Consider the following 14,262-nt stretch of genomic DNA (forward strand, 5'->3'; position numbering starts at 1 on the left):
TGGAGAAATAGTGAAACGGCATAGACAATCGTGCTGATGCTGACAAACCTCCGACAGCAACACCGGACCTTAATGCAAGATGCGGCGAATAACGGTTGAGAGCTGATGCTGCGCCGCATCCGAGGTCTGCTTGGAGCCCAACCCGGTCATTGTGATATCATGCTGCATGCGCTCGCAGCGTGAAAATCGCCGCACCTGCTCAGATGGTGGCGCTGCGTGGCGGCGAAGATACCTGCCATTCGTTGGCAGCGCAGCGACTATTTTGAGGGCAACTCACAGGTCGCGGACTGAAGCGGACGTTTGCGGCAGATGCGTCAAGGTCAGCTTTGTTCTGAACAAGATTGAGAACGTTACTATGAGTCCAATGTTCAACGTCGCTATTGATAGCAAACTGCGCGGCTGCGATCTGGTCAAGCTTGCCGTGATGGATCTTGTGAAGCATGATCGTGTTCGAGAGCGTGTTTCGGTGATCCAGAGCAAGACCCAGCGACCAGTTCATTTGAACTGACGGAAAACACGCGACAGACCGTGTTGGCTTGGGTCAAGTCGCCAGAGATGTTGGCGTGCAGGTTCATGTTCCCAAGTCGGTTTCATGACCGCCCGCACGTTTCAACCCGACAGTATGGACGGCTTGTTCGCGACTGGGTGACTTCGATTGGCCTGGAACCGAGCGGCCACGGCACGCATTCGCTCCGTCGTACGAAGGCAGCAGAGATCTACCGAAAGACAGGTAACTTCCGCGCGGTGCAATTGTTGCTCGGTCACACCAAGGTCGACAGTACTGTGCGCTACCTTGGCGTTGAACTCGAAGACGCTCTGAGCATTGCTGAACGGATCGACATCTAAGCCATCTTGGCGAACGGTCCTGCCGTTCGCCATACCAAAGCAGTTGTCCGTCCCTAGTGCGGCGTTGGATCATTCCTAGCCCAAGATACGAGATGCTGCAATATGCACCAGCGGCTGAAAACCGATGCGAAGCGGTCATTCGACGAAGTTACCTAAGGGCGTCCAGTGATGGACTGGACGAGTTTATCCTACATTTCAATATTGTAGGTGATGTTGTGTGCACTATGCATTAAGTAGCGTTCATGTAAGCCCTGGGCGACTTTCCTAGCCACCTTCGAAACGCCCTGCTAAATGCTGCGACATCAGCATAACCCAGATCAAAGGCCAGATTTGTGATCGACTGTTGCTCTTCATACAAACGTTGCTCAGCAAATTCCATCCTGGCTCTGCCAACAACTTCAGAGAAATTGTGGCCCTCCTTCCGGAGTCGGCGCTGCAGTGTTCTCGTACTCATTCCCATTTCTCGCGCAATGCTATCCAATGAAGGTAGTCCGATTTCGATCTTGTTGGTAATTATTTGACTAACCTCCGCGGCAGTGGATTGCCCTTCGGGCCAGTCTTTGGCCCCGAGGACGACTAATTCCTCCAATACTTTGCACAGTTCTGGATCTTGTTGCCCAGTCGTCGCATTTGCCTGTTCGATGTCGACGGTAAAGCCGTCGAATGGCTGGCTGAATGCGATATTTGGACCGAATGCAGTCACCAATGCATCCATTTTGGCGGGCGGTTTGCGACGCAGATGTACACGTGTAGGTTGCCAATCCGTGTCATGAAATCGCGCCAAGCATGACAGAAGCAACGCTAGCTCTGCATCAAGCAAGTGGCGCGTTTCCCCAAGGTCGATCGCGGTGTAGCGTAGCTCGCAGGTGCGGACGCCATGGCTTGCTGAGACCTCGAAATGTGTGGCCTGCTGGAAGTGCCTGACAAAACTGGAAAAGAAATTCAGGGTGTCGTCGGTGCTGCTGGCGTAAGCCAGCCGCATTCCAAATGATCCCAATGAGCGCGCTGAGACGGTTGTCCCAAATTTTAGGCCAAAGTCGGTTTGGTTTGTACGGTGTGCTGTCTCTTTGAGAACGCGCACAAGCTGCTTCAATGGCATTGCGCCGGTGCCATGCGGCTCAGTACACCTCGTCGAAGATGCACTGGTTGGTTCCAAACCGAGTTTCGACAAGACATCCGGTATCGCGAGCGCCACATACGACTGGACAAGTGGCGTGGGCATCAACCGGTCCTTTTCGTCGTATGAGGAAGGTGGCGTTGGTCCAATAGCACGGGCATCACGCTGTGATCTGGCGGGTCAGAAATGTTTACATAACAACGCACTAGTTCGCCTTGACGCTATCTGGAGCACGGCGCCGGTACAACGTTATTAACCGTCATTAACGTTCTTCGTGCTCATTTTTCAGATGTAGGTGGACCGACGCAAAACCACATGTTGTGGCATTTTTTGAGGATCAATTGGCATATAGGGGTGTCACATTCTGGAACCGTATCGACCGAAGGTCGTGTTCATTGCTCGGCAAAGATGCCGTTACTGCGGTTTCCCATGCTTCTTAGCTGCCATTAACCATTTATTAACCGAATCGTTTTCTTGGCTCGGCAAAGCATTGACGTGCTCGGCAATCGCTCTATTTTTACGGTGTTAACAAGGGAAAGTTCGATAGCGCATCGTGTCGGCGTGAGTGTTGGTCGTCTGTAGGGCCAGGCTGCTTGCAGAAATACATCGAGGAACACGCAAAAAGTCCATGACTGCAACTACGTCTCCATCCAAACCTGAAGTCCGGATGCAATTAGACAAAGTCTGCCGCAGTACGGTGTTCAACGAAGCAAACCGGTTGTGTGATTTCTTACGGTACATAGCGAACGAAGCCACCGCCGGACGCGGAAAACAAGTAAATGCGTCTTCCATCGCGATAGATGTTTTCAAGAAGGGCGCCGATTTTGACGCAAATTCGCAAAGCCTTGTCAGGGTTCAAGCAGGGCAACTTCGTCTACGGCTTGCGAAATACTACTCCGATTTAGCCAAGGATGATGAGGTGCTTATCGAGGTACCAAAGGGGCGATACGCGCCGGTCTTCTCTTATGTGCGTGGTGCGCTTGTCGGGCAAACCAAGGCGGCTAAAAAGGCAAGCGATGTGTTTCGGCTCTCTGTGTTGGTCTTGCCGCCCAATAACCTGAGCGGCAACGCCGATTTTGATCTTACATGTTTGGGCTTTTCAGAAGAAATCGTAACGGCTTTAACGAAGTTTCCGGAGCTTCGGACACTTTCGGCATCAAGTATCTGGGAAGAAAGCCCCAGTGTCGAGAGTTTGAGCAGTGAAGATGCGGACTATGCCTTGCGGGGCAGTTTGCGTGCGCAGGGCCATCACCTTCGTCTCGTTTTCCATCTGATTTCTCTGAAGGACCGGACACAGATATGGTCATCTGAATATGAGGCGGATGGATCTATCCAGGATATGTTTTCCGTACAATCCTCGATCGCGCGCGCGGTTGTCTTTGCGCTGACATGTCCGACTGAACCCCTGATTTCGGGTGGCCCGAGTGTTATTGGGGATGACCCGGATCAGAGTACCCAAGCATACCATGCAGTTCTCGACGCATATGAATACCACCATCATCCGTCACGCGAGCGGCACGGTATTGTGAAAGAAAAGCTTCTGGTCGCGCTGAAGAAAACCCCCAGCTATCCCGAGGTCAGGTCAATGCTGGCCATGATCTATCTTAATGAACATCGCTACGGCTATCTCTCAGGGCCTGTCAGCCCTGACCCTTTGGCACGGGCCCTACTTGAGGCTCAGGAGGCGGTAAATCTGTCACCGCGAAGCGGGTTGTGCTGGCACTATCTTGCGCAGGTCTATTTTGACCTCAGGGATTCTGGAAAATATCATGCCGCTATCGAAACAAGCCTCTCACTTTCAATGCGACATCCTTATGTTTTGGTGGAACAAGGTCATCACCTCTGGATGATGGGTGAGGAGGGACGCGGTCGACAACTTATTGCAGAGGCATTTGAGGCAAATCCGCGGCCGCCGGGGTGGTATTACTTTGGTTTGGTTCACGACAGTATTTCCTTGGGCCGTTTCGACCTTGCCTTAGAGCAGGTGAGCAAGTTGAACACGCCAGATTTTTTCTGGGCCAACTTTCTGGAGGCTGTTGTCCATGGCCACTACCATCATACTGAAGCATCGCGCACTGCGTTGAAGACCCTAGAACACCAGCATGCTGACTTTGCAAACCAGGCTGAAACAATTATTGCGCAAGCGGTATTCCCAGAAACGTTCAAGGCAAATGCAATCGCAGGCCTGAACAAGGCCAAGCAGTTAGCCACTTGAATTTTGGACTGAAACCCGGTGGCCTAGGATGCCTATCTACAGGCCCTAGCTGTCACGGTCATCATCGTTGAAAACACTTGGCAGAATTCTGGACAATACGCCTATCAGAAACGCCGTACTGATGCCAAAGGTCAAAAGACCCGTAATCGCGCAGAATGTAGCCACAATGCGTGCGTCTTCGGCAAGGACAATATCTCCATACCCCAAGGTCGTGTAAGTGACCGTCGCAAAGTAGAAGCTGGTTGAGAGGTCGGGTAAATCTGTGATTGCCATAAAGCTCACCGCCCATGTCCAGACCTGCAAAGTGTGTGCAAAAACAAGAACAAACACAGCCAATGCCAAAAGCGCAACGGTGCGAAGGCGGGGCCAGTCTTCTTCGGGCATTCGGGCTGCAAGTCTGCCAAATAATGGAATGCTCAACGCAACCGCCGCGACATGAATGAACGCGCTGAAGGTGAGAAGGACTGTTCCAAGGCCGATCTGCTGCAAGGCGGTCATTAATACAATACGTTCCGTATTCATCAGCTAATTTACAGAACGAAGGTAGACACAAAGCACGGTCAGGAGCAATTTATATGTTGAGATTCACTACGTTGTGTGTACTGAGCATTTTTGCTGCCAGTGCGACAGCGGCTCAGGATGCCATTTCGCGGCCCGCAAAAGTTACTGAAGTCACATCAACGGTTGCGACCGTATCGCGGACTTACCCCGCCACTGTATTGCCCTCTCGAGAAATCGAACTGTCTTTCAAAGTTTCTGGTCAAATCCTGGAACTGCCGATCCGTGCAGCCACGGAGGTTGAACAAGGCGACATCATCGCACAGCTCGACACGCGAGATTTTGAGAATCAGATTGCGCAACTTCAAAGCCAGAGAGATCAGGCTGTTGCCCAGCTTGACGCGCTGAAGGCGGGTGCGCGTGAAGAGGAGATCGCAGCACTTGAAGCGGCCGTTCAGGCAGCCGAAGCACAAGTCGATCAGGCAAGAGAAGCCCTGGCGCGCGCAGAGGAGTTGTTAGAGCGCGGCGTATCGACAAAAGCTCAGCTGGAAGATGCGCAGGCGGAATTCAGAGTCGCCACAGCCGACTTGCGCGCGCAACAGGAACAGTTGCGTATCGGTCAGGTTGGCGGTCGTCCTGAGGAGATTGCCGCCGCCGAAGCAGCACTGCGCGGCATCGAGGTTCAGATCCTGGTTGCTCAGGACAGCCTGTCTGACGCGACACTTACGGCACCTTTCGACGGGATTATTGGACGCCGTGACGTCGAAAGCTTTGCCAATGTTCAAGCGGGGCAGAGCATAGTCCTGCTACAGGCATTGAACCCAGCACATCTGGCTTTCGATATCCCCAGTCCCGATATCCCGGACCTGACTGTGAACGGACCCGAAAACATCACCAACACTGTTGTTTTCGATGCCTTGCACGGTCAGGAATTCGAGGCCGAGATTATCGAATTCTCGGTGCAGGCCACAACCGGCACGCAGACCTATCGTGGCCGTGTTTCGGTTGATCTGCCGGAGGGATCGTTGATCCTGCCCGGGATGGTGGCGAATGTAATCGCGTCGACGCAAGGGGCCGAGGCACAGATCCTGGCGCCGTTGTCGGCCATCGCATCTGCACCTGACGGCGCCCCGTTGGCATGGGTGGTTGATGAAAACGGTACGGTTTCGGCGCAACCTGTGACACTGGGGCAAGCCAGCGGATCACATGTTGTTGTAACCGAGGGTCTGCAGGATGGTGATCTCATCGTTTCGGCAGGTGTCAGCGAAATCATAGATGGGATGACCATCCGACCAATCACACAGGTGGGAAACAAGTAATGGATCTGGCTCGGTTCGCTCTTGAGAAGCGATTGATTTCTGCTGTCGTGACGGTCCTGATCCTGCTTGCAGGGTATTTTTCCTATACCGTGTTGCCGCGATTTGAAGACCCGGAATTTGTCATCCGTCAGGCGCAGATTATCACGCCCTATCCCGGCGCGTCTGCCGAACAAGTGGCCGAGGAGGTCACGGAAGTCATCGAAAACGCTTTGCAGCAACTGCCCGGAGTTGATGAGGTCCGGTCAGTCTCTTCACCTGGTCTGAGCACAGTGACGGTGGAGTTCACGATTGCCTCGACGCCCGACAATGCTGAACTGGACCAGAAATTTGCAAAGATGCGCGCGAGGATATCGGATGCGCAGTCTGGCTTGCCGCCCAATGCACTTGCATCTCAGGTTTATGACGACTTTGGCGATGTCTATGCGCAGTATTATGCGATCACCGGCGAAGGCTTCAGCATCTCTGAACTCTACGAGTATGCAAAGGACCTGCAGCGCGAGCTGGTGACAGTTGATGGCGTGTCCAAGGTTGTTCTGAACGGCGTGCAGGAAGAGGTTATCTATGTCGAATACGCACCAGCCCGGCTGACGGCATTGGGTCTTGCTCCGCAACAAATCCAACAATTGCTTGAGGGGCAAAACCTGGTTACGCCAGCCGGTTCAGTTGTGGCCGGGGATACGCGCCTGACCATCCGCCCGGAAGGGGTGGTCAGTTCGGTTGATGCCATCCAGAACCTGCTGCTGACAGACGTGCAAACGGTCACGTCGTTCCGTTTGGGCGACATCGCTGAGGTCTCACGCGGTCTCAAGGAACCGGCGTCGACATTGCTGTTTCGTAACGGGCAGCCGGCCATCGGGCTTGGTGTCTCGAACACGCTTGGCGGCAATGTCGTCAATATGGGGCAGGCGGTTCAAGACCGGATAGATTTGTTAGTAAGTGAACGGCCAATCGGCATCAACGTGCTGCCGATCTCTGATCAGGGCGCAAGCGTAAAGGCGTCCGTCGACGATTTCGTTGTAAACGTGATTCTTGCACTGGCGATTGTTGTTGGCACTTTGCTCATCTTCATGGGGCTCAGATCGGGCATTCTGATGGGTGGCATCCTACTGGTGACGGTCGCCGGTACGCTCTTTGGCATGTACCTCTATGGGCTTGATATGCAGCGTATCTCACTCGGTGCGCTGATTATTGCCTTGGGCATGCTTGTCGATAACGCCATCGTTGTTGTCGAAGGCACGCTGGTCCGTGTGCAACGGGGGGAGGACGCAGCAGAGGCGTCTCGCGCGGTGGTCAAACAGACGACATGGCCGCTGTTAGGTGGTACGATTGTAGGCATTCTTGCCTTTTCCCCCATCGGTTTTTCGCCCGACAACACCGGCGAATACGCAGGCAGCCTCTTTTGGACGATTGGCATCGCGTTGCTGTTTTCCTGGCTCGTGGCAATTTGGCTGACGCCGTACTTCTGCACTGTCTTGCTCAAGACAGGCAAGTCAGACGCAGAGGCGAAAGAGAATGCCATTCTGAATGGATACCGTCAGCTTCTTTCGCTGGCCATCCGTGTCAAGTGGGTCACTGTCGGTCTAGTGGTTGCCCTTTTTGCCTCGGCCATCCTGATGTTCAGCGCGGTCCCACCGGGCTTTTTCCCATCCTCGACGCGGGCGCAATTCGTTATTGACTACTTCCTGCCGGAAGGCACCGACATCGCGCGAACGGAAGCGGACATGCGTGAAATTGCGGAATATGCGCGCGGTCTGGATGGCGTAACCGGCACAAATTCGGTGATCGGGGGCGGGCACTTGCGTTTCATGCTGATCTACGAATCCGAAGGGGGCAACTCGGCCTATGGGCAAATCCTTGTGGATGTCGAAGACTATCAGCTGATCGATGAATTGCGCGCCGATTTGCAGTCTCACGTCGACAATACTTACCCTGAATCCAATGCCAAGGTCTGGAAGTTCGTCCTTGGCCCGGGTGGTGGATCAAAAATCGAAGCCCGGTTCTTTGGGTCTGATCCGGCTGTGCTGCGCGATCTTGCTGTACAGGCCAAGACGATCATGTCTCAAGCCGGGGCAGTTGCTGTCAAAGACGACTGGCGTGAACAGGTCCAAGTTGTGCGCCCGGTTATCGAAACCGAAAACGCCAGCCGCCTTGGCTTGACCCAAGGCGAGACTTCCAACGCCATCTATAGCCACCTGACAGGGACAACGCTTGGCGTATACCGCGAGCAGGATGAGTTGCGGAATATTGTCATGCGCCCGGTTGAAGCCGCGCGCAACGATATTGGAGAACTGCAAAACATACAGATCTTTAGCCAAACCAACGGTGGCTACATCCCGATTAATCAGGTTGTCGACCGATTCGATATCGTTTTTGAAGCCGGAAATCTGCGCCGCATCGATCGCAAGCTGGCGATCACGGCACAATCGGATAACGCGCCGGGCGTTCTGTCGGGTGATCTGTTTGATGCGGTGCAAGGGCCGATTGAGGCCATCGCATTGCCGCCTGGCTACAGCATGGCATGGGAAGGCGAATACGGAAGCAGCCAAGAAGCGAATGCCGGTTTGGCATCAACCATGCCGATTGGTTTCGGCGCGATGTTCATCGTTGTCTTGTTCCTGTTCAACGCCTGGCGTCAGACAATCATCATCTGGCTGGTTGTCCCATTGGCCCTGATCGGCGTGATCTATGGTCTGGCAGCAACCCAAACACCGCTTGAGTTTATGGCGATCCTTGGGATCCTGTCGCTGACGGGCATGCTCATCAAGAATGCGATCGTCCTGATCGATGAAACCGACACCCAGATTGCTTACGGCAAGGCCAGAATGGCGGCTGTTGTGGATGCAGCCGTCAGCCGTGTGCGGCCCGTGTCGCTGGGTGTTTTAACGACAGTCCTGGGTGTTGTTCCCCTGCTGTGGGATCCGTTCTTCAAGTCACTGGCGATCGTCATCATCGCTGGTTTGAGCTTTGCGACCATTCTGACGTTGATTATCGTGCCGACGCTGTATGTGATCTTATTTGCTGTGAAGAAGAACGAGCAGGAAGCCGCGACTTGATCATGTTGCACCGGAAGTCGAAATGATCTTCGACGCGGCCTGCATGTATTTGGTTTTGTCATCTGGGTTTCGATACCCCGGTGACAACGGGTCTGTTCGCGCAGCCCACACACCATGCCAGACTGTATCAACTGTACCGATATCCTGAAAACGACGTCAGGGATGTTGGGCCTAAAGCGTCAATCGAATTGAGGAAGCTATGCCAGAGATTGTTGTCCCCGCGTTCATCTCCGTTACTCTTGGATTTGTCGTATTCTTTCTTGGTGCATTTTTGACGAGAAAGATCGCCTTCTTGGGCGATTACAATATCCCAGAACCGGTTTCGGGGGGCTTGGCAGTTGCCGTTATGACGTGGGTCTTTTTTGGGATCACAGGACAGCAGATCGGCTTTGACCTTGAGGTACGTGATTATCTTCTGGTGGCCTTTTTCGCGACAATCGGTCTGAACGCGCAGATCGCGGACCTGTTTCGTGGTGGCCGATTGTTGATCTTACTGCTGCTGCTGACATTGGCCTTTATGATTTTGCAGAATGTCGTCGGCCTTTTGGGCGTCAGCTTGTTTGGACTGCCACTCGCTTCATCCGTTCTGGTTGGTTCGGCGTCTTTGATCGGCGGCCACGGGACCGCTATCGCTTGGGGGCCACAGATTGAAGAAATGACCGGGTTCGGTGCTGCGGCCGAGATGGGCGTTGCGTCAGCAACATTGGGTCTGATTCTCGCGGCGCTGCTTGGTGGCCCGATTGCAAAGCGGCTGATCGACCGCAACAATCTGCAAAGCGACCAAAGCGAAGAACCGATTGTCGGTTTGGAGTTCGATGATCAAGAAAACCCCGACGATCTAATCAATCATGTCAGCTTGATGCGCGGCATGCTGGCCGTCCATGTGGCTGTTCTGATTGGTTACATCCTGCATCTGGGGATTATCGAGACTGGCATAAAGCTCCCTCTATTCGTGCCATGTTTGCTGGTGGGGATCGCCATGTCAAACACGATCCCTTACCTTTTCCCAAAGATCGCCTGGCCCGCACGTACGAAGACGCTTGCCGTAATTTCCGACTATTGCCTGTCGGTGTTTCTGGCGATGTCACTGATGAGCCTGCAACTTTGGACATTGACCGAGCTGGGCGGTCCCATATTGGCAGTCCTTGCCCTGCAGGCGGTGATGACCGTGGTGTTCATTCTGTTTGTGTTCTTCCGCCTGATGGGCAGCAACTACCAGGGGGCAGTCCTGAGCGCTGGTTTCGCCGGTTTCACACTTGGCGCAACGCCGACGGCCATCGCCAACATGTCATCGGTGGCAAAGCGCTATGGCCCAGCCCACTTGGCCTTTATCGTACTTCCGCTCGTGTCCGCATTCTTTGTCGACCTCGCCAACGCCGTGATCATTCAGTTTTTTGTGAGCCTTTGATGCGTGGCTGTGTGTTTGTAAGCCAGCGGCTAGTAACCTGCTGCTGAGCTTCCAACGAAGCGCAACAGGACAACTTGCGGCCAAGCATCGTTGCGTGACATTCTACCTGGCTTTCACGTCCCACAATGCTTGATCAAAGTTGATCGTAGATATTGCCAGGAGCTGTCGCAGCATCGCCAAAGGGATCAAAAGCGAAACGAGGTGAGTTTCATTCCTGCATGCTCCGGCAACAATTCCCGTTTGTCCAAAACCGACAAAACTACAATAGCTCCGAAGTCGCGACTGGTAACAATTAATTGTCTCAAGGGCCTCTTTGGTTGTAAGACGACAGAAGATCGGAACTCCCTTTTGTTCCGACGGTTATCCTGTCGAGTTTGGACAGTTGTCGTCAAAAGCGAGCGATGCAAGCCGTCTTGAGCATCAGAATAGTGAAAGGACATGACTATGACACTGAAAGCACTAGCAACTGCGACTCTACTTGCCAGCGGTATCGCTACAAGTTCTCATGCATTGACTTCTATCAAATGCACTGAATATGTAATCGTTTTGCCTGAAGAGTTGGCTATTGCTGCGGAAATCCGCGCCGGTTCAACACGTGAGATGAACAGAATTGTTTGTGATCGATCATCTTCTGCAACTGAAGACCTTTATCAAGAAGATAACCCGCATCGGATTGCGGTGAATGTCGAAGAGCTTGGAATGGCCACATACGTGATCATCTTCATATATGATGGCGATGAGAAGCCAAGTCTAAACGACAACTGATTTCGGTCTGGGTGTCTGGCCATACTGGTAATAGGTTGGGCGGGAAGAAAGCAGCTTGAGGCGTTGGGTTTCGATCTAGCGTCTCTTTTCTTGGTTCAATTTGGCAGTAATCACGCATTACAATTCTACAAGAGCATAAAACCCATAAGGGATCATATAATCGTTCCGGCTGCAGAGATATTATTTTACTATTGACCATATTGGCACGATCATACTGTAGACGAGCGCCAATGATCGAAAGTCCGATTGTCTTTAAAAAGAGAGAGGTACAAAATACCACCTACAAGGATTTAATTTCAATTCTAGCGACGGCAGCAGGAAACTCATCAGCGTAGATGCTATCATTCGCAGGCGTGACGTTGGGTTGTCAACGGCGGCACGAACACGTCGATACCGATGTCGACGATGGTGTTTCAACCGATGCTACATCTTTCAATCTGGGTGCGAGCCACTTTCTTTCACCGAGTGGTCCTATCTGAAGGTTGGCGGTTACCAGCAGCATTCATGGATTGAGCGGCCAGCATACCCGAAAACATCAAGCTTCTCGTCTTAGCCTTCCAGGCGTGCAACCAATCTGTCGACGAAAGGTGTGGATCATGTGCGCTTGATCATAGAAGCCACAGTCGACTGCGATGTGAGCGAAGGAGTCATTTGTATCAATGATCTTCTGCTTTGCTTTCAACACGCGTCTTTCAACAACATACTGTTTGAACGTCTTGCCAAACGCGGCTTTGAAGTTCTTTTGAAACTGTGCCTTCGAGTGATCAAAGTGCCTCGCGACATGTGCGATCGATATGCCCGACTCCAGTTCGTCGTCGACCATTTCAACAATCTGAACAATCGCATCGGCACACAATGTGGATTTTGAACCAGATTTTTCACTGTCCCAATGAGACAGCACGCATCCTAGAAGCGACGTTGCTGCACCACGAATCAAGAGCGACCTGTGAGTATCATTCCGGCCGAGCTCTTTCCAAATGGAGCGCATCGCATGCATATAGAAGCGGTCGGTGAGTTGAGTACGTACCCCATACGTGCTGGGCGGAAAGTCTATTCGTCCAGGTTTACCAATGGAAGAAATGATAAAATCATCTGATATCTCAACATAAAGCAAGTGCAGAGGCCGGTTCAATTTCGTGACTAGTCGGTCATTTTTTGCCAAGGGTATTACGCAACCCGGTAATATGGCTCTGGCCGTACTTTGATCTCCTGCTTCGCTCTCCATACGTGCGACAGAGCTGCCATTATTCATTAAGAGCGAGATACCCTTTCTGAGAGTTAAGTCTAATCGGACAGCCTCCAGGACGCCAGATGCTGCGACGATCCCAAGCGTTGTATCTTGTCGGCAATCAAGGACTTTATCAGCATGAGAGCCAAGATAATCCCGAACATGATTACCAGCAAAAGTCATAAGGTCGGCTCCAATCATATTGGCCGCACCTTTCCTGTTCATATCAGTGTAGAACTGCGAGTGATCAAAAAGGAAAGGTACAGAAACGTCACGAACTGGTCAGTGGATCTGAGCGTTATTATTGAAAGCCCCCACTTTCCTGAATTCATGTTGCTACATACACGCCGCAACCTTCTTGATAGTTCACGCCATAGAGTTTGCTTCTCACGCCAAAGCGTCGGCTGTTGTCGCGAAATGTCAGATTGCGAGACTGGACAGTGTTTTTTGACCTTTAAAGTATTCAACAATGCGAACTTAAGCAGAATCCCGTTGGAATCAGCCTGTTATTCATCAATTCTGCTTGGATGCTCAATGCGGTGTTGCCTAGCGAAATTGGCTTGGCGAAACACCTTCCCACCTTTGAAAGGCGCGACTAAAGGCCGACACGTCCGAATAGCCAGTTCTAAAGGCAACTTCTGACACTGCAAATGTGCCCAGACGCAGGAGCCTGCGCGCCGTGTCATGCCGAACGCTTCGGACAAGGTGACTAAACTTGATGTTTTCTTGGTCTAGCCTACGCTGTAATGTCCGCGGGCTAAACCCTAGCTCTTTCGCAATGGTGTTTATCCGCAAAGTTTGGTCCTCAAGTTTTCCGGATATGGCATCTGCGACAATGATTTTGAGATCTGCAATCTGCTGGGATAAGTCGACTTGGTGCTCGAGGTAGTGTTCAAGAACCGAACAAAGCGCCGGGTCGCTGTGAAGTAGCCGTGCATTGTACGACTCCGTAGTAAACTCCATGCCGTTGAATGAGCTATTGGAAATTACAGGGCATCCAAAGTAATTTTTGAGGTCAGCAGATTTTTCGCGACACTGGCTCCTAAGACTTACCTTTATTGGCTCCCAGCTGCTTCTGTAGCATCTCCTGATCCAACTAACGAGCATGGAGAGTAATGTTTCTATCAAATGAGGAGCGCCGGGAATCTGATCACCCAATAGGGAGATTTCAAGGATATATGTACGACCGGTCTGCTTAAGTGTGATATCGGCGGCTTGCTGCACTCTGCGAAAATGCTGCTCAAGAAATGCAAGCCCATCACCGATTGTTTGGGAGTAGTGCAGCCGCAGGCCAAATGCACCCAGCATTTGAGGGCTGAGCGCCGATCCAACCAAAAGTCCAAAATGGGGTTCTTCCAGCTCCTTGGCACAAAGTTGAAGCAGATGCCCACAATCATCCACCTTAAGACAAGCACTTGGGTCGCTCATGCCGCGAATGCTCAAGCCAACAGCGTCAAATAGCTTTGCAGGGTTATAGCCCCGGGCTGTGCATATCTCCGGAATGGATTGAACGAATGTCGCGCTGATGAGCCGACTTTTCATGACTGACCCCAGATGCAGAATTTCTAATTAGTATTGCAGCTTTGGGGTGGAAATTATTGGATGGAGTGGTCACGCCGTAACGCTCTAGGACAATACTAAAGATACTCAAAAAACCTATATAAATTAATGTGTTGACCTCTGCATGGCCGGCCAAGAAAAGGGCTTCTACGGCATTGACCGGCTATGCATTGGAAAATTGATCGCGTCCATCAATGTTTTACAATCTGAATGTGTGGTTGCGGCTGTTAGCACGCCCGTCAGAGCATTTCCT

The 14,262-nt window shown here is 52.2% G+C and carries 9 protein-coding genes and 1 pseudogene; 6 read left to right on the plus strand and 4 right to left on the minus strand.

Going from position 1 to position 14,262, the window contains the following annotated elements; genetic code table 11:
• The first annotated feature begins 355 nt into the window (after positions 1 to 355).
• A pseudogene (locus ACFWW2_RS02645) lies at positions 356 to 846 on the plus strand (tyrosine-type recombinase/integrase).
• Between the two features lie 229 nt (positions 847 to 1,075).
• On the opposite strand, the gene ACFWW2_RS02650 reads toward ACFWW2_RS02645, so the two are convergent.
• On the minus strand, positions 1,076 to 2,068 hold the full coding sequence (locus ACFWW2_RS02650; protein ID WP_393925914.1) for a helix-turn-helix domain-containing protein: 993 nt from the start codon (positions 2,066 to 2,068) through the stop codon (positions 1,076 to 1,078).
• A 523-nt stretch (positions 2,069 to 2,591) separates the two neighbouring features.
• Between ACFWW2_RS02650 and ACFWW2_RS02655 the strand changes: the two genes are divergently transcribed.
• Complete coding sequence (locus ACFWW2_RS02655) at positions 2,592 to 4,178, plus strand: tetratricopeptide repeat protein (protein WP_393925916.1); 1,587 nt, start codon at positions 2,592 to 2,594, stop codon at positions 4,176 to 4,178.
• Between the two features lie 45 nt (positions 4,179 to 4,223).
• On the opposite strand, the gene ACFWW2_RS02660 is transcribed toward ACFWW2_RS02655, so the two are convergent.
• A complete protein-coding gene (locus tag ACFWW2_RS02660; RefSeq protein ID WP_393925917.1) occupies positions 4,224 to 4,700 on the minus strand; it encodes a potassium channel family protein in 477 nt (158 codons plus the stop codon).
• Positions 4,701 to 4,753: 53 nt separating this feature from the next.
• On the opposite strand from ACFWW2_RS02660, the gene ACFWW2_RS02665 reads away from it, so the two are divergent.
• The 4 genes from ACFWW2_RS02665 to ACFWW2_RS02680 all read left to right on the plus strand — a co-directional run bounded on the left by ACFWW2_RS02665 (position 4,754) and on the right by ACFWW2_RS02680 (position 11,221).
• Positions 4,754 to 5,995: an efflux RND transporter periplasmic adaptor subunit gene (locus tag ACFWW2_RS02665; RefSeq protein ID WP_393925919.1), complete on the plus strand. Its 1,242-nt coding sequence runs from the start codon at positions 4,754 to 4,756 to the stop codon at positions 5,993 to 5,995.
• On the plus strand, positions 5,995 to 9,048 hold the full coding sequence (locus ACFWW2_RS02670; protein WP_393925920.1) for an efflux RND transporter permease subunit: 3,054 nt from the start codon (positions 5,995 to 5,997) through the stop codon (positions 9,046 to 9,048). Before ACFWW2_RS02665 ends, ACFWW2_RS02670 begins: the two co-directional genes overlap by 1 nt.
• A gap of 199 nt (positions 9,049 to 9,247) precedes the next feature.
• Positions 9,248 to 10,456 carry a sodium/glutamate symporter gene (gene gltS / locus ACFWW2_RS02675; RefSeq protein ID WP_393925921.1) on the plus strand — a complete coding sequence of 403 codons (1,209 nt, stop codon included), beginning with the start codon at positions 9,248 to 9,250 and terminating at the stop codon, positions 10,454 to 10,456.
• Positions 10,457 to 10,900: 444 nt separating this feature from the next.
• Positions 10,901 to 11,221 (plus strand): hypothetical protein, encoded by a 321-nt coding sequence (locus tag ACFWW2_RS02680; protein ID WP_393925923.1) that lies wholly within the window; start codon positions 10,901 to 10,903, stop codon positions 11,219 to 11,221.
• 535 nt (positions 11,222 to 11,756) lie between these two features.
• On the opposite strand, the gene ACFWW2_RS02685 is transcribed toward ACFWW2_RS02680, so the two are convergent.
• On the minus strand, positions 11,757 to 12,650 hold the full coding sequence (locus tag ACFWW2_RS02685; protein ID WP_393925925.1) for a helix-turn-helix transcriptional regulator: 894 nt from the start codon (positions 12,648 to 12,650) through the stop codon (positions 11,757 to 11,759).
• 345 nt (positions 12,651 to 12,995) lie between these two features.
• Positions 12,996 to 13,991 (minus strand): AraC family transcriptional regulator, encoded by a 996-nt coding sequence (locus ACFWW2_RS02690; protein WP_393925926.1) that lies wholly within the window; start codon positions 13,989 to 13,991, stop codon positions 12,996 to 12,998.
• Positions 13,992 to 14,262 lie beyond the last annotated feature (271 nt).

Source organism: Yoonia sp. R2-816 (assembly GCF_046762905.1).
Taxonomy (GTDB): domain Bacteria; phylum Pseudomonadota; class Alphaproteobacteria; order Rhodobacterales; family Rhodobacteraceae; genus Yoonia.